Consider the following 23,984-nt stretch of genomic DNA (forward strand, 5'->3'; position numbering starts at 1 on the left):
CGTGCTCACCGACCTGCGCAACCGGGGCGTCGGCGACGTGTTCTTCCTCGTCTGCGACGGGCTGAAAGGGCTGCCCGAGGTCGTCGAGAACGTCTGGCCCGCCACCACCGTCCAAACCTGCATCATTCATCTGATCCGCAACACCTTCCGCCTGACCTCCAGGCGCGACCACGACGCCATCAAACGCGACCTGCGGCCTATCTACACCGCTCCGACCCCGCAAGCCGCGGCCGTCGCGCTCGACGAGTTCGAGGAAACCTGGGGAAAGCAGTACCGCGCGGTGATCCGGCTGTGGCGGAACGCCTGGGAGGAGTTCATACCGTTCCTCGACTACGACGCCGAGATACGGCGGGTCCTGTGCTCCACAAACGCCATCGAGTCGCTGAACGCCCGCTACCGCCGCGCGGTCCGCGCCCGCGGGCATTTCCCGTCAGACCAGGCCGCGCTGAAATGCCTGTACCTTGTCACCCGCAGCCTGGACCCGACCGGGACCGGCCGCGCCCGGTGGGCAGTCCGCTGGAAGCCCGTGATCGACGCCATGGCGATCACTTTCCGTGACCGCTGGCCGTCCGCCGAGACCTACTGATCAAAACTGCCGGAAACACCGGTCACGGGATACTCCCGCCGAACGCTGAGTCGATCTCGGCGTGCCGTCAGAGCTGCGGCGACGAGTATTCCGTCCGGCCGCAGTGAGTTTCCTTCGACCGGTCCGCCGCGTTAGGCGAGGCCGTCTTTGGATGGTTGCTCGCCGAGTTCCGTCCGGCCGATGACCGGCTGGGAGCCCCTGATCCGGGGGTCGGCGGGGTCGGTGGCGGACGTGCCCTTCTGGGCAGTGGTGGGGACCTGATGGCGCTCGCGACAGGGCCGGCGAGTCGCGGACGGGGCCGGCATGTCCGCGGGCGTRCTGCGGGAGGCATCCCCTCAGTCGGCGGACGCGGGTGGGCCGGCTTGGGTGCACCGGCGGTCGGTTCCGTTTGTCGTGGGCTGGGTGGATTCACGGCGAACGAGGGTGGCGGAGGTGGGTGTGTGCCAGGGGGCCGGTGGCCGGTCCTCTAGTTGGGCGAGGGCGAAGTTGGCGAATGCGCGGCCGAGGGCCGTCGCGTCGAAGTGGACGGTCGACAAGGCCGGGACGAACAGTCGACCTATCGGGGCGTCGTCGTGGCCGATGACCGCGAGCTCTCCGGGCACCTGGATGCCTTGCCGGATCGCGGCCCCGACGACGGCTGCGGCGACCTCGTCGTTGAAGGCGACGACGCCGGTCACGCCGGCGGCGTGCCAGTCGCGGACAGCGCGGCTGGCGGAGCCCTCGCGGTCATCGATGAATCGGAGGTGCAGAGGCGGTAGGCCGAAGGATTCGGCCTGGTCGCGGGCGGCGCGGTGGCGTGCCTCGACCAGGGAGCGCTCATTCGGTTCGTCGAAGGCGGCGTAGACCATGGTCAGGAACCCCTGTTGCTGCAGGTGGCTCACCTGCAGCCTCGGCCCGACGCTTACCAGCATGGAGAGGTCGAGGGGATCGCGGCCGGCGGGGTCGGGAAAGATCCGCCGGATTCCGCAGCTGTGCATCGAGGCGAGATCGTCGGGGCTGAAGGGTGCCATGCCGATGACGATCTCCGGGTTCAGCGACTCCCATAGCGGCCTGGCTGCCCCGGTGGGTTGATGGGTGTAGGTGACCAGGGAATGGGCGTAGGTGACGAGGGAGTAGCCGGCCTCGTGTAGCACCTGTGAGGCCTCGTCGAGGTAGGCACGGAAGCCGAAGTTGACGGGCCAGCCTGGAAGTACCAGCAGGACGATCCGGCTGCGGCCGGTGGCCAGCGCCTGGGCGGTGCCGTTCGGACGATAGCCGAGGCGCCGCGCGGCCTCGAACACGCGTTCCTGGGTGCTGGTGGAGATGCTCTGTCGGCGGGTGGTGCTCATGACGAAACCGACCGTCGCGCGGGAGACCCCTGCCTCCCGGGCGACGTCCGAGGCCGTGACGCGCCGCCCCGCCGCCTCTGACACAACGCCCCGATCACATCGAGTAGCAAAAGGCGGTACTTGCCCGCTCTAGTGGCGACATGCTAACTTCCGCCCCACGATTTAGCGCGCGCTAGTGCCGTGCCGCACCCGCTGGTCGGCGCGGGTACCGCGACGGTTCGAGTCGTTGAGGATGGAGGGGTACCTGCCACGTCCCTGGCAAGCCGCCTTCATCACGCCGCCGTCGCGGGCCGCGCGGACGAGTCCGGTTCCGTCGCCTCATCTGCGGCGCGAGTTCACCGTCGGCCGCGGGCGTCCGCAGGCGACGCCGCACGTCACCGCGCTGGGGCTGATCGAGGCGCACCTGAATGGCACCCGGGTGGGTGATGAGGTGCTGGTGCCCGGGTGGACGTCGTACCAGGCACGGGAAACCGACCTGGCCGCGGTGCTGAAATCTCAGTCCGGCCCRCAGCGAGAGCCGGCGAAAGCCGCCCTAATTACGGGTGACGCTTCCGCGGCGTCCTTCACGCCTTCCTGTCTGACGCGGTCAGGCAGCTTCCCCCTCACTGAGAAGGCTCACATTATGAAACGTTCCAATCATCGGGTTAGCGACAAGGTTGCCGGCCGGAGTACTCGACGGAAGCCCCGCGGGACGAGGTGTGCCGTGGGCCTCGTCGCGGTGATGGCCGGGGGCCTCCTCGTGGCGTGCGGGTCCTCGTCGCCAACGTCTCTCTCGGCCTGTTCGAGCCAGGGGTCAACTGCCGTGACGGCGCGCTCCGTCGCGGCGGTTGCGCCCACGCCGGCGGACGACGGAGCGACCTTATCCACCGACTTCGCCACCGCTGATGGCGCCATCGATCCGGACCAGCTCCTGAACGTCGCTGAGGGCGGGTATGGCCCCATGCAGAACCAGCACTGGTTCGCGCAGCAGGCAGGCCAGCTGTCCAGTATGGGTGTTCGGCAGGTCCGCCTCGACCATGTCTTCGACGACGGCTATTACCACGTTGTGCACAAGGACGCATCCGGTGCGATCACCTACGACTTCAGCTACCTCGACAAGGTACTGCTGCCGCTGGCCCACAACGGTTTGGATCCGTTCATTTCGCTGTCCTACACCCCCAAGGCGTTAGGCCCGGTCGTGTTTGGACCGCCGGACTCGGACAAGGCCTGGGCAGACGCCGTCACCGCCATGGTCCGGCACTACCGAACGCTCGGCTACAGCGGCTGGACCTGGGAGATCTGGAACGAACCCGACGGCGAGTTCTGGAACGGCACCGTCGAACAGTACGAGTCGATGTACGCCGCGGCAGCCACCGCGGTCAAGGCCGCCGACCCCACGGCCCTCGTCGGCGGCGACGGCGCAGCATCCCTTGCATTTCTCCCGAAAAACATTCCGTTCAACGCGGCTTTCCTGAGCTGGCTGCAGGCGAACCCCCGGATACCGATGGACTTCTTCTCCTACCACCAGTACCTGACCGACGACTTCAACACACCCGGAGACTTCCGCGGCACCGCCGGCGTGTCAGCCGCCACCGCACGGCAAATGATCGACACCGCCGGGCGCGGCTCGGCCAAGCTCTATCTCACCGAGTGGAATGCTAATTCGGACAACGTGGACGCTGGCACGGGCGGCGACGCTAACGGCGGCAGCGGTGGCGCATCGGATGTCGCCAAGCAACTCAGCTCGGCCGTTGGCTCCGACCTCGACAAAATCTACTATTTCAGCGCCATGGAAGGAGGAAAACCGGCCGTCGAGTTCAGCGGAGATCTCGGGCTGCTCACCGACACCGGGCACCGCAAGGCGGCGGCCAACGTCTTCCAGATGTACTCCCAACTCGCCGGATCCCGACTGACCACGACCGTCACCGGACCCGGCGTCAGCACGAACGACGTCAACGGCCTGGCCAGCAAGAACTCGACCACAGGCGAGATGACACTGCTGCTGTGGAACAACACGGCGGCTGCGACCACGATGAAGCTTTCACTCGGCCAGCTGCCCTACGCCCAAACCGCTTTCTCCGTGACCCAGACCCGGGTCAGCAAGACCGAGGGCAACTACTACACGAGCGTCAAAGGTGCGCGCCCGGCCGCATCCGAAAACGCCCCCGTTGTCGCCGCGACGGTGCAGCCGGCCGCCACGTCCTACCAAGCTGTGATCGCCTTGGCGGACCACAGCGTCACCCTGCTGCGCCTCGCTCCCACCACCCAACCCCCCGGGACCGTCGCGACCTCCCCGCAACCGGTCGTCACCGACCTCGCCGCCGCCGCGTCAGGAGCGACCACCACCGCCAGCAGCTCGGTGAAGGACCCGAAGCACGGCTGGGACCTGACCTTCGCCGTGGACGGCCAGCGGCACAGCTTCGACGGTGACGGCGCTGGCGGCCCGAACGAAGGCTGGAGCTCTGCCACCCACACCACACCCAACGCCGGCGAATACATCCAGAGCGATTTCGGCGCGACCAAACCAGTCGACACCGTCACGCTCTGGCCTCGTGACACTTACGCGCACAACGGCGCGGGTTTCCCCACCGCCTTCACGATCGCCGGCTCTTCCGATGATCAGTCTTGGAATACCCTCTACAAGACAGGCAATTACAACGACGGCAAGCCCGTCGACGGCCCCCAGACCTTCGACGTCGCTCCCGGCTCCTACCGCTACCTACGGGTTTCCGCGACTCGGCTGGGCGCGGTCACTAACGAGAATGGCACCACGGACTACGGCTTCCAGCTGGCCGAACTCGAAGCGACACACAACGGCCTTCCCGCCGCAGGATTCGAGAACACGACCAGCCCATGGACAACCGACGGCCACGTCGCCATTACCCACGACACGGTCTTCTCAGGAAACGGCGCGCTCGAACTAGACGGCACCTGCAGCGGCATCCGCTACACCGCGACCGGACTGACGCCGAACACCAAATACACCTTCGGCGGCTATATCAAGAGGGGCTCCGCCGACGTCCGTGCATCTCTCGGCGTCAAAGACTTCGGCGGAACGCCACTGCACAGCACCGTCGACTCAACTGCCTGGGCGGCAACCTGGGTCACCTTCACCACAGGCGCCAACACCACCAAGGCCACCGTCTACCTCAACAAAAACCAGGGCGGCGGACCCCTGCAGGCCGACGACTTCACCCTCCAAGCCGGATAGGCACCAAACGACCACCCCGAATCCGCTGGAATGAGGTGCCAACGACGCACCATCCAACCCTGCCGACCAGGCCGGTAGCACCGCACCGCGGACGAGAATCCCAGCCCGAGTTCGAAGTCGGGCTCTGCCCGGCGGGTCGGGCGACCAGGTTGGCGTGAACCGGTGTCGACTGCAGGCATGAGAGGGCCACCGGTGATTCTCGAATCACCGGTGGCCCTCTGCCGAACAGCCATCGACCGGGCGCGAATCCGGACGGACACCGGGTTCCGCTCGGCGGCGACCCATCGCGGCGCCGCGTGAGCCGCCATGTAGGTCCGCAATCGAGCCGACATGAACGACGAAGCCGATCGAGACGGAACCGCGTGCGAGGCCTACGGTGCCGCCGGGTTGGCCCGACCGTCGAGCGCGGTGTGAGTGTCAGCGCGTAGCTGAGTGACCAGGCTGCGAGCAGTGCCGGTGCCGACGGCTAGCCGCCTACGCAGCGTTTCCGCGGCGATCGGACGTTGGTGCTCCTGCCAATGCAGCACATCCTCGGCACGGGCACGGTGCAGTAGATCCTGCCTGCGCGCCTCGCGTGCGGCCTCCCGCGACAGACCCACGACTGTCGTCTCGTCGGGCATGACCCCGACAGCGGACGCGGATGCCAGCTGCTGACGGGGGGTCCCCGTCGGAGGTGCGCTATCGGAAGCCCACGATTCGGCCGGATGCCGGTCGGCTGCTGTGGCTTGCATGGCATGCAGCATGCTCGGTCCGACCTCGGCCCAGCCGATAAGTAGCAACGGTCCGACGGCGTCGAAGGCTGCTTTGCCATAGCGGCCGGTGATCAGGGGTTCCGCGATGTTCAGGGCGAGCGTTACCATGCTCGCGAAGATGAGGAGCTTTCGCGCCGAGCGCAGCACTTCCACCGAGCCGCCGTTCACAGCGAGTTGCCGACTGCCGAGCAGCAGACCTACGACCGACAGATCGACCGCGGGCGCGACGAGCGGCGCAACCCAGATCGGCACACCGAGGCGTAGCCCGAGCGCGAAGACATTCCCGAAGCCGAAGCAGAACGTCAGCGCGACGACCACGCCGACGATCACGGTGACGAGACGGGCCGAAGCATCCGGAACCGCCAGGTCTACGGAACGCTTGTTCGATTCGGTAGATGATGTGGAGGTCGGCGCGGTCACTGGACATCGTCCCTGGCCAAGGCCCGGGTAGCGACCGGCCGGACGGTAATTTCAGGGCCAGCAACCAAGATCAATCGGTTCGGATGCTGGTACACATGGTCCACCACGCTCCGTAGTTGGCGTCTGACCTGGGTCAATAGGTTGGAGCTATCGGTCCGAGCGCTCGGAGGTTGGCTGAACGAGCAGGTAGACGGCCCAGTTCCCCGGTTCGTACGGAAAGATGGTCCCCGGCCTTCAGCTCCCGGATGGCTGCTGTGAGTGATATCCGGTTACGTACTGCGCTTGAGCACCTCCGTGCCGCAAGAGGCGGCGACCGCGCACGCCGGCCACCGAGGCAGAGCTGGTCCCAGTCGTGTGACGGTGTCCCGGTCAGAGATCGGACCAGCATGTTATGCAGTCGATTCGACGCTGTGCGGTGCGTCTGTCCCGAGCCGCCGCGACGGAGGATGCGACAGATCTCGATCAGGCGTCGGCGCGTCATTTGACCCGGTCGAGGCCGACCTGATGTGGCTGGAGAAGAGGTGCAGGCCACTGGCGCGTCATGGCAGGCCCGCTCTTCGTCTCATCTCAGAGATGGGTCCGTACCGGGGAGAGCGTGAGGGGTACCAGGCTGGCGTTTGACGGTCACCGAAGACGGCGGCCATCGCTGCCTGCCGCGCCTGGCCGCGGAAGGCGCGGCTCGACCATCCGCGAGCGGATGGTCGAGCCGCGCGCGGCCCTCAGAGGCCGATCTCGATCGACAGCTCGGCCTTGTTCGAGTACTGGTTCGGCCCGAAGGAGTCCGTGCACTGGACCGCGAAGGTCGACTTGCCCGGCTCGGTCGGGGTTCCCAGGAGTTGGCCGTCCCCGTCGAGGCGGATGCCGGCGGGCAGCGCGCCGCTCAGGACCTCGAAGTTCTTCAGCGGGTAGTTGTATGTCTTCTCCCCGCCACTGGCCGCGATCTTCGCCTTGTACTCCTTCCCGACGTTGCCCGTGGGAAGCTTCTGTCGGTTGGAGATCGACGGCGCCGGGGTCAGCGCCGCGACGATGACCATCATGGTCGACGTCCACATCGCCGCAGTGTCGACACCGGCGACCAGGCCGACCCGGTGCTTGTAGTACCGGTCTCCGTCACCGACCTTGAACCGGACGGCCTGGAAGATGGAGGGCACGGCGGACAGCTGGATGGCCGCTGCCGAGTAGGCATTTACCCCATCGTCGTGGATGGCCATGCCGGCGAAGACCATGTAGCACCCGGCGAGGTAACCGACGGCTACCGGCCCGGTCTGGACGTTGCCGGCGTTCTTGAAGAACGCGGTGTTGCTCTGGCCGCTGAGGTCGACCGCGATCATGCTGGCGTTCAGGAAAACCATACCCACCGAGACGAGGAACGAGTAGGTCCAGCCGTTGACGGTCTTGTCCTCGCGCTGCCAGGTCGAGCCGGTGACCGGTGGGCACGAGGTCAGCGCGCTGAACATCAGCGTGTCGAGGATCGTCGCGCCGATGGCGCAGACCAGGCGTGTCCCCTTGTCTCCTTGCTCCTCCCCAAAGGCGGCCGAGATGTCACCGTAGGCCTCGGGGAAGCTCGCGAAGAGCCCCGAGAACCCGGCGACGCCCTGCAGCACCTTCATCGCAAAGGCGACGCCCGCCGGGTCGGGCGCGAGCTGGTGGGACGGGTCGTAGGAGGAGTGCCAGGGCGGCGCCGGGATCGCCGGGAAACCGTCCGGGAACGGGACTGTGTCAACGCCGAACGCGAGCTTGTGGCTTGTGCTGGTGACGAAGCCGGCGAGGAGGAAACCGAGGCCACCGACCGTCAGGTTCTCGGGATTCTTGATGCCGTTCTGGGTCTGGATCCAACGGTAGAACGTGTTGACGGGGCCAAGTGGCAGCTCGTGGTTGAGCAGGCCCTGGAGGCCGGCAGCGACGGTCTCGACCAGCGTTACGGCCGACTTGTGGATCAGGTCGAGGGCCCGCAGCGCTGCATGGGTCAGACGCTCGAGGATCTCGATGAGCGCGACCATCGACGCCTTGGACGCTCCGGCCGGGTCGTCAGGGCTGACAACCTTCGTGACGACCACTTCCAGGTCGCCAAGGATCTCCAGGAACGTCGGGCCGATGTCGGCCTCGGTGAGCTTCCGCATGAACGACTCCCAGGCGGCGGGGATCGGCGACCCGGAGAGCACCGTCAGGCCGGCCGCGTCGGCGTCGGCGAAGGCCTTCAGCGCCGGGGCGCTCAGCGCCTGGTTGAGCAGCCAGTTGGCCTGTGGGTCGTCGCGTAGCGCCGACTCGGTCAGGCTGTGACCGGCCGCGTCGGTCAGCGCCGGGATCTGGTTGGCGGCATCGCCCAGCGGGCGCCCCGCGTACTGCTTCTTGAGGTCGTTGAAGTGGTCCTTGACCTGCTTTTCCTTGCTGGCGAACCAGCCGTCCGCGACGTGACCGAAGTGCGCCACGGTGGCGGCGCCATAGCTCAGAATGGTGCCCGCACMGTCCTGGAGCGCCTTCTTGGTGTCCCAGATGTCCTTGAAGTTGAAGAGCGCCTTCAGCCAGTCGACGACCTCGCCGATGGTGTCGACGCCACGGCGGAACAGCGCCTCGACGGCGCGCACCGCGGACTCGACGGTGTCGATGACGAGGTCGAGGAGCTCGACGACCGCATCGCCTATCTTGATGAAGATCTTCGTGATCGCGCCGACGAGGACGTCCACAACCTGGATCGTGCCGTTCTTGATTCCCTGCCAGACGTCTCCGGACCAGTTGGCAAAGTCTGTCCAGACCCCGCCATAGTTTGGCAGGTCTCTGATCGCGTCCAGATACGCCGTGAAATCCTCAGGCCTGTCGAACTCGTGGTACCCCGCCCGCCCGCCACCGAGTGCGCCGCCGGCCGCGAAACCGTGGATCTCCCGCGCGGGGCCGGTACCGACATCCACCCGCGAGCGCAGTGCAGCGCCCTCCGCGCGCCGGAAGATGTTCCGACAGCCGTTCACGATAACGGGGACCAGATCGCCGTTCTTCACGATCTTGGCGGCCCTGAGTGCGGCCTCGGTGAACAGGCCATTCTGGGAGTGCAGCGTCCCGGTTCCCGCGAGGTAGTCGTGGACTCCCGTGGCGGGCTGGATGACCGCGCCGTTCGCGAGGCCGGCCGCGTCGACCCGCAGGGTCGCGGGCAGCAGGCTGTCCGCGGGGGTCGCGATGACGACCCGGCCCAGCGCGTTGGTCACCAGCGCGGCACTGTGCCCGGGCCCGACCAGGCAGGAGGCCCCCGCCACCTGGATCTCGGTGAGCGTGCTCGCGGACACGCTCACCGGCAGACCCGCCATGGGCTTGCCGCGCCGGTCCAGGATCGTGACCGAGCTGAGGTAGCTGGTCGTCCGGTGCGGGTCGCCCCCGGCGGGCAGCCGGATCTTGTCCCGTGACCACCGCGCCGAGGTGATGTCCTGGGTGTAGAAGCTGTGCAGCTCGTCGGCCTCCGTGGTTCCGGACCGCTTCACCAGCTGGGAGGGCAGCGTGTCCGGGAACGGGTCCAGTGTGTAGGCGGCGACGTGCGGGACGAGCCCCACGCAGGCGGCCACCTTCTTGCCGGTCGTCGTCACCGAAGCGGCCCAGACCGGTCCGCCGAGGATGTCCCAGGAGACCTGATGGAGAACCTTCAGTGTCTGCGCGCTGTCCAGCCCGTAGATATGCGCCATCCTGTTGGCGTCGACCCAGCAGTCCGCCGCCGCGAAACCCAGACCCGGCGTTTTTGTTTCATGTTTGCTGGAACTCACCTTGTGGTAAGTGACCAGATTCCCGGCGGTGTCGAGGTACACACAGTCGATCTCTGGATCGCTGTTGTCATACGACCGGTACACCCCGACGATCTGGGCCAGGTTCGTCGCGATCGTCACGGGGGCGTCCTTGCTCCCGGGGATGAACCGCACCAGCTGGTTGCCGTTGACGCGCAGGTAACAGATGGGCGACCAGTCCGGCCGCAGGATCCAGCCGGCCGCCAGCTCGTTGACCTGCCAGCCGACCGGCAGCTGCTGGCCGGGCGGCCTGAGCTGGAAGCGCAGGTTGGGCGCCGGGACGTAGTCCCTCGGTATGACCGCCTGGATCGCCACGACACGGCGCGACAGCGACTCGTAGCCGGTGATCCACGGAACGCGGGTGTCGTCGTAGTACACCGACAGCTGACTGAGCGGGAAGACCCCGGGCGCGAGGAACTGGACGCTGTCGGGAACGGCCTTCCAGGTGCAGGTCGTCTTCCCGGCGGTCGTGGTCGCGGTCAGCTGGAGCGCCGACGTCTGGACGAGCTCGTAGGCGCCGGTGTAGACAGCCCAGACCGTGAGGTCACGTGGGTGGACCACCACGACGACCTCTCTGGCTTCCAGGGGTTCGGTCCCGCCGCCGGTGACCAGCTCCTGCTGCCACCCGGTCTCGGTGTCCCCCCGCCGCAGATAGGTCAGCCGACCCCTGCTGTCGACGACCAGTGCCTCCTCCTTGCCGTCGAGGAACGGGTTCGCGAACGGCGCGATCTTGCCGGCGAACGTGCCGGGAACCTTGGAAGGGCCGACGTCGAGGCCGCCCGCCCTGACCGCGTCCTGCATCAGCGGGCTGGAGACGCGGGTGGATCCGGGTCCGTCGAGCGCGCTGGTCGGCGAGTCGCCCAGACCAGTCGGGGCGCCCGGGCCAACGCGGCGGCCGGACGAGCGGAGGCCGGCTGGATGCGAAACGGGTTCGTGAGTGCTCACGGGTGGACCGCCTTGTCGCGGAGTACTGAGCGGCGCGCGATATCACGCGGACGCACATGAAACGAACGTAAAACAACGGTCATCGGCGACCGCCCGGCCGCCGCTTCACGTGACCACCCCACCTCACCGGGAGACACGTGGCACACCGACACTGTGGAGCCCTACCGATCGGAGTCACCGCCACAATCGGCGGACGAGCGGCAAAATCTCGCGGACAACAGAAGAAAATCATGCGGACAGAGATATCAAAAAGCGTTTGGATAATGAGATATGCATACAGCGCCGTATACGACGTTACTCGGGTTGCGGATGCCGAGCAAGAGGCGATTAGCCCAGACCTTTCGTGTGTCGACTGCGGGCAGCCATGGGCTGGCTTGTTCCCTTGTTGATGTGGAGTTTGGCGGTCTGGCCTGGTGTAGCCGCGGGTACCGCGCAGTCGTCCGGGGAGCAGGCGCCCGGTCCGCCTCCGGGGCGGGGCTTACCCTCGGCGGCGTCTGCCAGCCGCCAAGCCGCTGCGCCGCCGGCCGACCGGGAGCCCGACCGAGGCGGTTCCCACGTTCACCCATGTTTCATTTGTCGGAGAAGAAGCCCGCCTGCGTCCCAGCGGATTCGCCACCGGTACGCCGCGGACTTTCCCGGTGACCTTCGGATCTGCCAGTGCAGGACGTCCTCGGCGCGGGCGCGGTACAGCCGGTCCTGCCTGCGTGCTCCGCGAGCGGCCTCGCGCGACAGCGGGCCCTCGACTGTGACCCCGCCGCGTATCGGCTCGGCTGCCGTCGCGGGTGCCCGCTCGCGGCGATTGGCCTGTGCCAGCGGCGGGCTGTCGGCTGGGCGCTGTGGTTCGCATGGCGTAGAGGAGGTCTGGGGCGACTTCGGACCAGCCGATGAGGAGTAGCGGTCCGACGGCGTCGAACGCCGCTTTGCCGTAACGGCCGGTGATCAGGGGGTTCCGCGGTGTTCAGCGCGAGCGTCACCAGGCTCGCGAAGATGAGGCGCCTCCGCGCCGAGCGCAACACTTCCACCGGCCCACGACCACGGCTTCCAGACGGGCCGACACGTCCGGAACCGCCAGAGATTCGGAACGAGTGTTCGACTCGACGGATGATGTAGAGGTCGGCGCGGTCACTGGTCATCGTTCCTGGCCAGGGCCCGGGTAGCGACCGGTCGGACAGTGATTTCAGGGCCAGCAACCAAGATCAATCGGTTCGGATGCTGGTACACAGGGTCCACCAGTCGTCCGATGGTAGGCGTCACATGCCGCCTGACTTGGCCGTTCGGTGGTTCACACGTCCAGACCTTTGATCTTAGTAACAAAAGCGTAGAGTCCCGACGCTCTGACCGAGCATCGTTACAAGATCGGCGACAGCGGCAAATGCTCATCAGGCGCGACGTGGGGTTGGCCCCACCTGATCTGGCCGGGAGCCCTTGGGGCCGGCAGTTCAACCTGATTAGGCTCGGACTCCTCGGATGCGGAGGTCTACGGCCGGGCGAAACGGGGCGTGGCCTACACCTACGAAGGGAAACGGGCGGGGCGGCCGCTTTTGGCGAGCTGGGCACGCACCGGGCTGCTCCTGGCCGCGGACCTGCTCGCCGGAGACCAGGGCGTCCTGCCGCGCTGCGCCGCCCTGCCGGCCCGGGCACTGGCCAACCTGCCCGCCGCGGTCTGCGCCCCGCCGCTGGTCCGGGCGGACTCCGGGTTCTTCACCGGCGAACTGGCCCGCGCCGCGGTGGCCGCCGACGCGGACTTCGCGATCGCCGCGCCGCGGAACGCCGCGCTGTGGCGGGCCTATGCCGCCGTGCCCGAGACCGCCTGGACCGACGCCCCCAGGCGGGGCCGACCAGGGTGCCGGACACGGAAGACCCAACGTAGTACGCGAACGGGTACAGGGAAGCAGTCTGCCCGGATGCCACGCCTCCGGTGCGGGCGGGCCCGGAAAATTCGGCCGTGGGGTGAATCTTTTCCGGCCCGGGGACGCGACAGTTGGGGCATGGACAGCGGCCCGAGCGACGAGATGTTGCTTCTCGCCGTCGCCGAACGCGACACGGGCGCTTTCCGCACGCTGTATGAACGCCACGCCGGCTGGCTCGCGATCCGGCTCGCCCGGAGGTGCAACGACCGCGACCTCGTGGCGGACGCGATTCAGGACACGTTCGTCGCCGTCTGGCAGAGACCGCGGGGCTTTCGCGGCGACGGCGACATCGCGGCATGGCTGTGGGGGATCGCGATCCGCCGGCTGGTGAGCCGCCTGCGGACCCGAAGCAGCGTCGCCGCCGTGTTCGAGAACGCCGGAACCGCGCCGGCGGCGGAAGACCAGGTGCTGCTGTCGGTCGAGTACGGCGACATCGGCCAGGCGCTGGCCCGGCTGTCGCCGGAGATGCGCGCCGTCATCCAGGCCGTCGTGCTGGACGGCCTGTCCGCCAAAGAAGCGGCGCAGCTGTTGCACGTACCGGTGAGCAGCGTGAAAACCAGGCTCTACCGGGCCAAGGCGCACCTGCGGGCCGCCTTAGCGGAGGGACCGTCATGACCGGCTGGCACCTCGACGACGCCATGTTGCGCCGCTACGTCGAACGGACCGATTCGCTGGCCGAAGGGGCCTCAGTCGAGCAGCACCTGCTGTCCTGCGAGCAGTGCCGGRCGCGGGTCAACCCCGCGGTCGACGTGATCGACCTGGCCGCGGTGTGGGACCGCACGCGGGACGCCGTAGAAGTGCCGCGGCCGTCGGTGTTCGAGCGGCTGCTGCGCGTCGCCGGCCTTCCCGCCCACGAGGCGCGGCTGGTCGCGGTGGCCAGCGCCTTCCGCGGCGTGTGGCTGGTCGGCGTGGCCGCGGTCCTCGCGTTCGCCGCGCTCGCGGCGGCGGTCGGACACGCCCGCGGGCTATGGCTGTTCCTGGCCGTGGCGCCGGTCGTGCCCTGCCTGGTGGTCGCGTCCAGCTATGACCCGTGGATGGACCCGGCGCTCGAACCGGAACTCGTCACGCCCTATCCGGCGCTCCGGCTGATCCTGCTGCGCACGATCGCGGTTCTCGCGCTCGCGTTGCCGACGGTGCTGCTCCTCGGGCTGTTCGTACCCGGCGAGACGGCGTTCGCCTGGCTGCTGCCGGCGGTCGGCTTCGTCGCGGTGGTCCTGGCCGCGTCGACCTGGGTCAGCCCGCTGCGCGCGGCCATCACAGTCAGCTCCATCTGGCTCGCGGTGGTCTGGCTGCTGGCGGTGCGGTCCGGTTCGCCAGGCGCGGTGCTCCAGGGCCGGGCGCAGGCGGGCTTCCTGGCGCTGGCGGCGGCTTCGTTCGCGATTTTCCTGCTGCGCCGGCGCCGGGTGCGCCAGCTTCGAGTGTGGAGGTAGCGATGGTGACCGCTTCGATCAGCCTGCGTGAGGTCGGGCGCAGGTTCGGCGCCACCCAGGCGCTGGTCGGCGTCGACCTGGGCCTGAAACCCGGTGTGACTGGACTGCTCGGCCCCAACGGCGCCGGCAAGACCACGCTGCTGCGCCTGCTGGCCACCGCGCTGCCCCCCACTCGGGGACGGGTGAGCGTGCTGGGCCTGGATCCGGAGGTGCCGGCCGAACGGACCGGCATCCGCCGCCAGCTCGGCTACCTGCCGCAAGAGCTCGGCTTCCCGCGTGGGTTCACTGCCTTCGCGTTCGTGGACTACATCGCGATGCTCAAGGAGTGGACCGAGCCGGCGGCGCGGCACGCGGAAGTGCGCCGCGTGCTCGGCCTGGTGGGGCTGTCTGACCTCGGCCCGAAGCGGATCCGGGCCATGTCCGGCGGCCAGCGGCGGCGGGTCGCGCTCGCCCAGGCGCTGCTCGGCTCGCCGCCGGTGCTGATCCTGGACGAGCCGACCACCGGCGTCGACCCGGAGCAGCGGGTGACGCTGCGGACCGTGCTCGCGGAGATCGCGCGCACGTCGATCGTGGTGCTGTCCACCCACCAGACCGAGGACGTCGCGGCCCTGTGCGAGCGCGTGATCGTGCTGGACCGCGGCCGGGTCCGCTATGACGGCCCGGTCACCGACCTGGTCGGCCAGGCAGCCGGGCGGGTCTGGCTGGCCGACGAACCGGACCCGGCAGCACGTGTCTCCTGGCGGACCGGCACCGGCCGGTACCGCAACGTCGGCGCCCACGTGCGTGACGGCGTCGAACACGTCGAACCGTCCCTCGAAGACGCGTACCTGCTGCTGCGCGGCGAACTGCCGGAGGCCACGGCGGCCGAGGAGGTGGCGTCGTGACCGCGACGCTCGCGCCCACCCGGCCCGAAGCCCCGGCCGCCCGGACCACCTTCGTCGCGCTCGCCGCCCGGGAGCTGCGTCGATTCGTCGTCAAGCCGGTCTTCCTGTTCGCCGTCGTGCTGACCGCGTGGACGACGTGGGGCAACTCGAGCGCGTCGGTCACCGAGATCAACGCCGTGAACTGGTACCCGGCGATCTTCCTCGGCGGCTTCGGCATGATGGCCACGTTCGGGCTGACCCAGTCCATGCGCACCAGCGAGCCGGTCGTCGGCGTCACCCCGACGACACTGCCAACGCGTACCGCCGCGATCTGCACGGTCGCGGTCGTGCCGTTCCTCTGCGGCGTGCTGACCCTGTTCGCGTTCCTGCATTTCCACCCGCTCGATGCCCGGGTGTACGGAGCATTCAGTCCACCGGCGCAGGTCGCCGTCCTCGTCGGGCAGATCGTCATTCCGGCGCTCGGCGGCCCGCTGCTCGGTGTCGCGCTCGGCCGCTGGATCCGCTTCCCCGGTGCCGCGTTCGTGGCGCTCCTGGTCATCTTCGGCTGGGTGAACCTGGCGACGGTCCCATCCCTGACGCATCCGGACTCGACGGCCTTCACCGCGCTGCGACTGTTCGCGCCGTTCACGCACTTCACCTACACCAACAACGGCGCCGAGATGACCACCTGGCGCGGATCCCCGTGGTTCTTCATCGGCTGGCAGCTCGCGCTGTGCGCGATCGCGGTGCTGGTGGCCCTGCTGCGCGGAGCCGAAGGCCGGGTACGGTCCCGGATCGTCCGTACCCTTTCGATCGTCCTGGGGCTGGCCGCAATCGTGCTCGTGCTGGCCGTCGGCGGCGGCTTCACCCACGCCGTCCACGCATGATGGTCCGGTCGATGYTGCGGGCCGGGGCGTGGCTGGCGGTCACCGGGGTCAGCGGCGCAGCGGTGGTGGTGGGCGGCTGCGGCGTCGCGTTCCCTGCGACCGCGACCGCGCTGTTCCCGATCGCTTTCACGCTGCTGGCCGCCGCAGCCGCGTTCGCCCTTGACGAGCCGGCCAGCCAGGTCGTCGACGTGGCACCGACCGGACCCGTCCGGCGCACCGGGATCCGCGCCCTGGCGCTGCTGGCCCCGCTCGCCGCCGGCGCGGTGCTGATGCTGGCCGGCGCGCAGCGCGGGCTGGCGCTGCCGTGGATGGCGACCGGGCTCGCGCTCGCCGGCAACGTGCTGCTGGGATTCGCCGTGGCGTGTGTGACTCGCACGCGTACCGGTGAACCGGGCGCGCCGGCCTCCGCCGCCGTCGTGCTGATCCTGATGGCGCCCACTCTCCTGCCGGCGGTGGGCCGCCGGGCAAGTACATTCCCGACATCCGGTGCCGACGGCCTGTCGTCGAACACCGTGTGGTGGACCGTCCTCGCGGTGTGCGTGGTGGCCGTCACTATCTCGATCGGTGGCCGAAAGCTGCCCTGGTGGATGACCAGGGCTCCGTACCCTCGGCTTCACCTTGGCCGGGGTCGCGGTCATAAATTCGTCCTGGCTGTGATCGTCCGGCGGCGAGCATGAGGCTCACCGCGGCGCCCGCGAGCGCGGAGGACTGGAGCACCGCCGGGCCACCGGATCGGACCGCCGTCCAGATCCGGCCGGTGAGACGCCTCACCGCGGCATTGTGGGCCGCGACGCTGCTGGCCGCGCTCGCCGTACTGGCCCTGACCCTCATCATCTGGGGCGACCTGAAGCTCAGCGACGGGATCTCGAGCCTGTATATCCCGGTGGCATCGACGAAGCACAGACCAAAGGGTGGCTCGGCGAAGTCGAGGGACTCCAACACGGCCTCGAAGCCGCAAAGACCAAACTCGCGGGCCCCGACCGAGCCACCCGCGCCGCGCAAGCGGCCACAACCAACCTCGGCATGCCAACAATCGCCACTTACAACGGGAAGTGAGACCGCCGAAAGTCAGACACCGACGAGCGCGAATCGGACAGAACGTCCCAAACTTTAGGCTACGTAGCATTGCGCTTGGCCTGGGCGAGCGCGCCCATCATTTCTCGCCGGAATGCGTGATAGTCGACTTCGATCGCGTGCCGGGGCGACGTATCGGACCGAGAATGCGCGTGCGCGACTTCGCGGCGGATGCGCGTATCGATGTCGGACGGGCGTCTCACCCGCCCGCTGATCTGCAGCGCCGCGAGGCGTGCCTGGTAGTCGGCGAGCTGCCAGATGCAGCCGATCGGCTGGAACAGGCCGATGAAGAAAAGGCTGGGTATCGTCGGATGCATCATCTTCAGATAGAGTGGCGGCGTCTTGGCCATGTCCCAGCCGGCGATCCGCTCGGACAGGAACGGGAAGCTCGTGCGAAAGCCGGTTCCCATGATGATGACGTCGAATTCTTCCTGTGCGCCGTCGGCGAAGTGGACAATGTTTCCGTCATAGCGCTCGATGCCGCGGCGCGCGACGAGCCGGCCATCGCGTAGCGCGTCGAGTACGCTGGAATTCAAGGTCGGGTGTTTCGCGAGCGGCGCTTTGGTCGGGGTCTGTAGACCGTATTCTTCCCATTTTCCGATCACGAGCCGCAGCCAAAGCTTCAGTGCCGACTGGAGTAGCGGCTTCGGAATCTTGCCGTGCCAGAAATCATAGAGGACGTCCATCGGCTTCCCGGACATGAGTTTCGGAATGAAGTAGGTCCCCTCGCGCATGCTGAGCGCGGCCCGCGAGGCGATGTGGGCGACGTCGACGGCAATATCAGCGGCCGAGTTTCCTGCGCCGACCACGAGCACGCGCTGGTCGCGGAACGGCTCGGGGCGCTTGTAGGCCGAGGAGTGAACGATCTTGCCTGTGAACATGCCCGGGTATTCAGGCACGAGCGCTTCGCGGTGGTGGCCGGAGCAGACCAGCAAGCTGTCGAAAAGTTCAACCCTTGTTTCGCCGTTCGTGATGACACGCACCGCCCATCGGCCGTCGCCGCCGAGCGTGCATTGCTCGACATGCGAACCGAGGTGGATGTGCGGCTCGAGCTGAAACGCTCTTGCATATTCGGTGAAGTAGGCAAGCAGCTGCCGGTGCGAAGGAAAGTCCGGGTATTCTTCCGGCATCGGAAAATCGGCGAACGATGACATGCGCCGGGACGAGATGATGTGCGAGCACTCATAGACGCTGGCCCGATGGGGATCGTCGGTGTACGCCCAGTTTCCCCCTATGCCGCTGCTCTCGTCGTAGCAGACGACGTTGCGGCAGCCGACCTGAAGTAAGTTCTTCAGCGCGGTCAGACCGCAGGGGCCTGCGCCGATCACACAGATCCGCGTTTCGCCAGATGAATTCACGGCCTCGTGCAGGGCGCCGTCCTCAGTCAGGTTCCGCTCGCGTGCCGCCAGGATCGCGCTCGCCATCACCATTCCACTCGACGTCTCCAGCGGACACCAACGGCGGCAACGGCGGCAACAGCGGCAACAGCGGCAACAGCGGCAACAGCCAAAACCGTAGGTCGAACGGCAGCTCGCAAGGCGAGTCGCCGCGGCACTCGTCCGAGAACCGCCACTCCTCCGCCGTACACGCTGACAGAGACCCGCGGGCATTCGGGGAACATTGCGAGATACGCAGCTGTCCTTCTTGGGCCGCAGCCTGCTCCGCGGCGCCGCGGACCGCGCGACGGGCCGAGGCGACGATCTCGTTCAACCCGCGCGGACCGTGCGCGACCGGGGGAGCCCAACGTAGCGCGCGGCCAGGAGAATTTGCGCGAGGAGCGGCACGCGGCCATGGTGGTGGCCGATCAGATGCGGACGGCGGCAAGGGTCGCGGCCAGCACGGCGGTCGCGAGCGAGAGGAGCCGCAGTCCGGTCTCGGCAGGAGCGGTGAGCCGCCTGGCGTCGAGCGGCTCCTTGCTCCCGTCGGCGAGTTCGAGCTCGCCGCGGACGGCGATCACCCGGCGTCGCACGTACCGCACGTGGTGCGAGAGCACGCGCTGGGCGAGCGAGAGCAGCACCGCAAAGACCGCGGCGAGCACAGTCACGCCTCGGATGTCGCCCGCGACGGCCGCGTAGCCGCAGAGCACGGGGAAGCCTCCCCACGCGAGCCCGAACCAGAGGTCGGAATGGAAGCGCCCCCCGGCGAGCTCGAGGTTGTAGGCCAGCACGAGGAAGATCCCGAGGGGGATGAGGAGCGCGAGCCAGGCCTCGAAGGTAAGCGCGCCCACGACGCCGATCGTGCAGGCGGCCACGGTCGAGACGCCGGCGAGCGCGACGAGAACCCGATCAGGGATGTTGGTGCGCAGCGGTCGCCCGTTCAGCTCGTCGAGGGCGTGCGCGCCGACACCGACGGCGAGCGCGAACGCGGCGAGGACGGCACCGAGCCTGTCCCAGGCAACGACGGGCGCGAGACAGCCGCCGATGACGACGTACGACAGGTGCCACGCCGTGTAGGGGGGATGGAGCAGCGTCACGTAGTCCCGCCAGCCGCCGTGCTTGAGCGCGTACCAGGCGGGACGGGAGACCGGCTGAACCTCCCGCGTCATGACGCCCTCGGCCGCACGATCGGGAGGGCTCACGTCTTCCGTCCCCAGATGACGACGGCGCCGCCGAGGCTCAGCCGTTTCACCTCGACCCCGCGGAGGCCCGCCGCGTGCCACCACTCGAGCTGGTGCTCGAGCGGGTGGCGCTCCCAGAAGTCGCGGATCGAGCCTCCGAGGAAGTCGCCGACCTCCCGCCAGCCGTTCCGGAGAAGGCGGCCGGCGAGCGGTAGCACCGCATGGACGTGAAGATCCCACAGCGGGCGGGCGGCACCACTCGGGACGCCGAAGTCGAGCGAGGCGACGAAGCCACCCGGACGCACCACGCGCGCGAGCTCGGCCAGCGTCGCCGCGGGATCGGCGACGTAGCGAAGGAGGTACGTAACCGTGACGTGGTCGAAGTACTCGGAACCGAGCGGGAGCGTATCCGCCGAGGCATGGATCAGCTTGACCTCGTCGTCGAAGCGACGGCGCGCGACCGCGAGCATCTCGGGACTCTGATCGACTCCGGTTACCCCGAATCCCTGCCGCAGGAGTTCCGCCGCGACCAGCCCCGTCCCTGTCGCCACGTCGAGAACGTGACCGCCGCGCGGAAGGCACGAAACGAGGTAGCGGCGCCAGCGCGGGTCCTGTCCCAGCGAGAGCGTGGCGCCGACGCGGTCGTACGTCGGCCCGAGCGGTGCAAAAAGCGCGCGGGCTTGCTCTTCCAGGCTCCGTCCTGACATCCGTCCAATCACACCTTTCGATCGTCGCGTCGGCTACCTGCCGGCAAACCTGCAATTTTGATCGGGTCACTGACTGAAGGCTGTCTACCTCGCAACCGCGCAACGACTCGAGAAACGACTGAAAGCTGTTGCTGACCAAACAGCGCTGGACCGGACCGTCGATTTCCACCTCGCTGAACCCGACGCACACCTGGCCAGCTGGGCGGTACGGGCACCGACGGAACTGACCTCGGCTCGTTGTACCGGTGGCTCCGCGGTCACAGCCGTCAGCCTAGGCGGCACGCCGGGCCGCCGACATCAATGGAATTCGTGATGAGGTAGCTACCGTGGCCGGCCCGCGACGGTGTTCCCAGCGGTAAAATTCCTGCCACCATGGCCAGACCCTCGCGCCGTCCAGGTAACCTGCCGGCCGAAGCGACCAGCTTCATCGGCCGCCGCCGGGAGCTCGCCGAACTCAGGAAGAAGCTCACCGAGGCCCGGCTGGTCAGCCTCATCGGGCCGGGCGGGGTCGGCAAGACCCGCCTGGCGATCCGGGCGGCGACCGACCTCGGACGGGGATTCCCCGGCGGCGCCTGGTTGGTCGAGCTCGCTGAAGTCCGAGACCCCGCACTCGTCGGCAACGCCGTCATGGCGGCGCTGGACCTGCGGGACCAGGCCGCGACCGAGCCGGTGGCCCTGCTGCTGTCGTACCTGCGGGACAAGCAACTGTTGCTGGTCGTGGACAACTGCGAGCACCTAATCGAAGCGACCGCTCGGCTCGTGACCGAGGTCATGAGAGCCGCATCAGGCGTGCGGGTGATCGCCACCAGCCGGGAGCCGATATCGATACCAGGTGAGCACGTGGTCCCCGTGCCGCCGCTGGACCTGCCGTCGGCTCACCCGCGGGTGTCTCTCCCGCAACTGCGACAGAACGAGGCGATCATGCTGTTCGCCGAACGGGCGGCGGCTGGATCGGGCAGCTTCGAGTTGACCGCCGCGAACCAGACGGCCGTAGTCGATCTGTGCCGCCGGCTTGACGGTCTGCCGTTGGCGATCGAGCTGGCGGCGGTCCGGACCCGGGTCCTCACCGCGCAGCAGATCCTCGATCGCTTGACCGACCGGTTCGGCCTGCTGACCGGTGGCGGCCGGGCCGCCTTGCCTCGTCACCAGACGCTGCGGACCACCATCGACTGGAGCCACGACCTGTTGACGGCCGGCGAGCAGATCCTGCTGAGGCGGCTATGGGTGTTCGCGGGAAGGTTCACTCTCGACGACGTCGAGTCGGTTTGCACGTCCGACGACGTGCCGGCCGCACAGGCACTGGATTTGCTGTCGTCGCTTGTCGACAAATCCCTGGTGCTGAAGGAGGACGTCAAGGACATCGCGTGTTACCGGCTACACGAGACGATGCGTGAATATGCCAACCTCAAGGCAGGAGAAGCGGGTGAGGTGGCGGCCGTCGAACTACGCTGCGCCGACTACTACCGGTCGAGGTGCCTACGCTCGCGGGCGGAAGCCCGGTACCGGCTCGTCGAATGGCTCGACTGGATGGACCTGGAGATCGACAACATCCGCTCGGTCCTTCAGCGATGTGTGGCCCACCAAGACAGCGAACGCGGACTGGATCTGGCCAGCTCGATAGGGTGGTACTGGATTACCCGTGCGACCAGCGAAGGTGTCTGGTGGCTCGATGAGCTGCTCGAGGCGGGAAGCGGCAGCCCGCAGGCCCCCGCCTTGGCCCACTTCCTCCGCGGATTCCTCGCCGTACTGCAGTCCGATCCGACGGCCGCCACGCCGGCGCTGGAACGAGCGGCGACAGCGGCTCAGGACGCAGGGCAGGTCAGCCTGCAGTCACAATCGCTGTCCTTGGCATCCATCGCCCACCGCATGGCCGGTAATCGTGCATCGGCTAGCCGCTTGCTCGACGCAGCTCGAGCCATCACGATGACCCTTGGCGATTATCCCGCGACGATCGCGTTGCTGCAGGCTCGAGCGCTCGACGGTCTCATCGAGGGCAATCTCGACACGGTCAGATCGGCGTCCTCAGAAGGCGCGCTTCGCAGCCGCCGAGCGGGCGACCTCTACAGTCGCGAGATGATGCTTCTGAACCTCGGCCTCGCCGCTCTGATTGGCGGAGATCTCGACGAGTCAAAGCCGCTGTTCATAGAAGCGCTACGGATCGCCAGCCAGATCGATGACCGGGTGGCGCAGTACTGCCTACTCGACGCATTGGGCTGCCACGCCGCGGGTTCCGGCCAACCACGGCTCGCAGCCCGACTGCTCGGGGCGGCCGAAACCGTGCAAACGGGCGTCGGCGCAACCGTCTTGCCATACCTGGCTCCGCTGTTGGCCCAAGCCAAAGAATCGGCCAGAACCGCACTCGGAATACACACGTTCCAGACAGAGTTCGAGGCCGGACAACGCCAGAGCCGAGAAGACCCGATCCGCCTGGCGCTCGGCGAACCCACTCACGTTACCGCCGCGGCATCAGGCGATACCCGGACGCCGCCGCTCGGGAAACGGGAAGCCGAGGTCGCACACCTGGTCGTCGACGGACTGAGCAACAAACAGATCGGAGCGCGCCTGCTCATCTCCGAACACACCGTCGACAGCCACATCCGCAACATCCTGAACAAACTTGGATTCAACTCACGCGCCCAGATCGCCGCCTGGATTGCGTCATCCAACCAGTAGCGGATGCTCACTGGGGAACCCTCAGATCACCTGAACCCACGGGGATTGCGCGAGCGTGGCCGCGCCGACCAGGCTGTCCGCGGAACGGATCGAACAGCTCGGCGGCACCGGCGACTGGGACGCATGATCACATGTCGGTCCGGCCAACCTTGCGCTGTCTGAGCGAGGACCTACCTACCGCTCCCGCCAGCCTGGAACCCAGCTCCGGCCAGTCCAGACCGGTTACCAGGTCAGCTGGGGCATTCCAGGCCGAATTCGGCCATGACGGCGCCGGGTACGCCGTCGCCGCAGCCGAGCGGCGAGAATCGCGAGGGCGCTGGTGAGTGCCAGGGCGGCCGCGATCGTCGCCGATCGCAGCATGAGGAGCCCGCATCCGAGCACCGTGAGGAGGACCACCGCGAGGAACCCGGTTGTCGCGCCGTGGAAGTTCGCCGCCATGTCGACGAACAGGGCGGTGGAACCGCCGATGTAGGCCCGGGAGCCGGTGCCGGCCAGTACGCGTGGGATGACCTGGCCGCGTAGCCGGTGCAGCAGGGCGGTGGYSTCCGGCGAGCGYGGGCCGGCCGTCGGGAAGACACGGATCACGGCGACTCCCRCTTGCGCGTTGTTCAGGTTSACCGCCGCCCGCGCGACCCCGGGAKYCYTGGCGAGCGCGGCCGCGACGGCGTCGGGGGACACCGCCGACGGGGCGCGGCCGAGGTCGACGGTGACGAGCATCGGTCCGTTGAGCCCCGGAAAGTAGTCGGTGCTGAGCAGGTCGTASGCCCGCCGAGTCGTCGACGATGTCGATTCGGCGCCGTCGTCGGCGCCGCCGAGCTTGAGGGTCAACGCCGGCGCGGCGAGCGCGAGCAGCACAAGGCCCGCGGCGCAGGCGGCGACCCGCGGGCGGCGATGCACCCAG

14 protein-coding genes and 2 pseudogenes are annotated in these 23,984 nt (G+C 68.1%); 9 read left to right on the plus strand and 7 right to left on the minus strand.

Annotated elements, in window-relative coordinates; all coding sequences use genetic code 11:
- A partial coding sequence (locus BCD49_RS04455) for an IS256 family transposase (protein WP_198939421.1) occupies positions 1–586 on the plus strand: 586 nt, incomplete at its 5' end.
- A 335-nt stretch (positions 587–921) separates the two neighbouring features.
- Here the strand turns inward: BCD49_RS04455 and BCD49_RS04460 are convergent.
- Positions 922–1,998 (minus strand): LacI family DNA-binding transcriptional regulator, encoded by a 1,077-nt coding sequence (locus tag BCD49_RS04460; RefSeq protein WP_007507236.1) that lies wholly within the window; start codon positions 1,996–1,998, stop codon positions 922–924.
- 148 nt (positions 1,999–2,146) lie between these two features.
- Here BCD49_RS04460 and BCD49_RS44780 point away from each other — a divergent pair.
- Positions 2,147–2,368: pseudogene (locus tag BCD49_RS44780) on the plus strand (alpha-L-rhamnosidase N-terminal domain-containing protein); the annotation flags it as partial.
- A 348-nt stretch (positions 2,369–2,716) separates the two neighbouring features.
- Complete coding sequence (locus BCD49_RS04465; RefSeq protein ID WP_027140583.1) at positions 2,717–5,104, plus strand: GH39 family glycosyl hydrolase; 2,388 nt, start codon at positions 2,717–2,719, stop codon at positions 5,102–5,104.
- Between the two features lie 371 nt (positions 5,105–5,475).
- Here the strand turns inward: BCD49_RS04465 and BCD49_RS04470 are convergent, their stop codons facing one another.
- Both BCD49_RS04470 and BCD49_RS04475 read right to left on the minus strand, forming a co-directional pair.
- On the minus strand, positions 5,476–6,276 hold the full coding sequence (locus tag BCD49_RS04470; RefSeq protein ID WP_007507240.1) for a hypothetical protein: 801 nt from the start codon (positions 6,274–6,276) through the stop codon (positions 5,476–5,478).
- Positions 6,277–6,995: 719 nt separating this feature from the next.
- Entirely contained in the window at positions 6,996–10,982 is a 3,987-nt protein-coding gene (locus BCD49_RS04475; protein ID WP_131803368.1) for a putative Ig domain-containing protein, read from the minus strand.
- A 1,499-nt stretch (positions 10,983–12,481) separates the two neighbouring features.
- Between BCD49_RS04475 and BCD49_RS44785 the strand changes: the two genes are divergently transcribed.
- Genes BCD49_RS44785 through BCD49_RS04500 form a run of 5 tightly spaced genes read left to right on the plus strand, consistent with a single transcriptional unit; the run spans position 12,482 to position 16,749 of the window.
- Positions 12,482–13,507, plus strand: a complete 1,026-nt coding sequence (locus BCD49_RS44785) for an RNA polymerase sigma factor (RefSeq protein ID WP_007507244.1) — start codon at positions 12,482–12,484, stop codon at positions 13,505–13,507.
- Positions 13,504–14,322: a hypothetical protein gene (locus tag BCD49_RS04485; protein ID WP_071041160.1), complete on the plus strand. Its 819-nt coding sequence runs from the start codon at positions 13,504–13,506 to the stop codon at positions 14,320–14,322. Before BCD49_RS44785 ends, BCD49_RS04485 begins: the two co-directional genes overlap by 4 nt.
- A 2-nt stretch (positions 14,323–14,324) precedes the next feature.
- A complete protein-coding gene (locus BCD49_RS04490) occupies positions 14,325–15,206 on the plus strand; it encodes an ATP-binding cassette domain-containing protein (RefSeq protein WP_007507247.1) in 882 nt (293 codons plus the stop codon).
- Positions 15,203–16,072, plus strand: a complete 870-nt coding sequence (locus tag BCD49_RS04495) for a hypothetical protein (RefSeq protein WP_007507249.1) — start codon at positions 15,203–15,205, stop codon at positions 16,070–16,072. The genes BCD49_RS04490 and BCD49_RS04495 overlap by 4 nt, the downstream gene beginning before the upstream one ends.
- A gap of 11 nt (positions 16,073–16,083) precedes the next feature.
- Entirely contained in the window at positions 16,084–16,749 is a 666-nt protein-coding gene (locus BCD49_RS04500; RefSeq protein ID WP_131803369.1) for a hypothetical protein, read from the plus strand.
- Positions 16,750–17,187: 438 nt separating this feature from the next.
- Here the strand turns inward: BCD49_RS04500 and BCD49_RS04505 are convergent, their stop codons facing one another.
- The 3 genes from BCD49_RS04505 to BCD49_RS04515 all read right to left on the minus strand — a co-directional run bounded on the left by BCD49_RS04505 (position 17,188) and on the right by BCD49_RS04515 (position 20,410).
- Positions 17,188–18,570 (minus strand): flavin-containing monooxygenase, encoded by a 1,383-nt coding sequence (locus tag BCD49_RS04505; protein ID WP_007507255.1) that lies wholly within the window; start codon positions 18,568–18,570, stop codon positions 17,188–17,190.
- A gap of 380 nt (positions 18,571–18,950) precedes the next feature.
- Positions 18,951–19,691 carry a UbiA family prenyltransferase gene (locus BCD49_RS04510; RefSeq protein WP_007507257.1) on the minus strand — a complete coding sequence of 247 codons (741 nt, stop codon included), beginning with the start codon at positions 19,689–19,691 and terminating at the stop codon, positions 18,951–18,953.
- Between the two features lie 29 nt (positions 19,692–19,720).
- Complete coding sequence (locus tag BCD49_RS04515; RefSeq protein ID WP_007507259.1) at positions 19,721–20,410, minus strand: class I SAM-dependent methyltransferase; 690 nt, start codon at positions 20,408–20,410, stop codon at positions 19,721–19,723.
- A 372-nt stretch (positions 20,411–20,782) separates the two neighbouring features.
- Here BCD49_RS04515 and BCD49_RS04520 point away from each other — a divergent pair, with 372 nt between their 5' ends.
- Positions 20,783–23,083 carry a LuxR C-terminal-related transcriptional regulator gene (locus tag BCD49_RS04520; protein ID WP_007507261.1) on the plus strand — a complete coding sequence of 767 codons (2,301 nt, stop codon included), beginning with the start codon at positions 20,783–20,785 and terminating at the stop codon, positions 23,081–23,083.
- Positions 23,084–23,305: 222 nt separating this feature from the next.
- Here the strand turns inward: BCD49_RS04520 and BCD49_RS04525 are convergent.
- Positions 23,306–23,984, minus strand: a pseudogene (locus tag BCD49_RS04525) (hypothetical protein); the annotation flags it as partial.

Source organism: Pseudofrankia sp. EUN1h, from assembly GCF_001854645.1.
GTDB classification, from domain to species: Bacteria; Actinomycetota; Actinomycetes; order Frankiales; family Frankiaceae; genus Pseudofrankia; species Pseudofrankia saprophytica.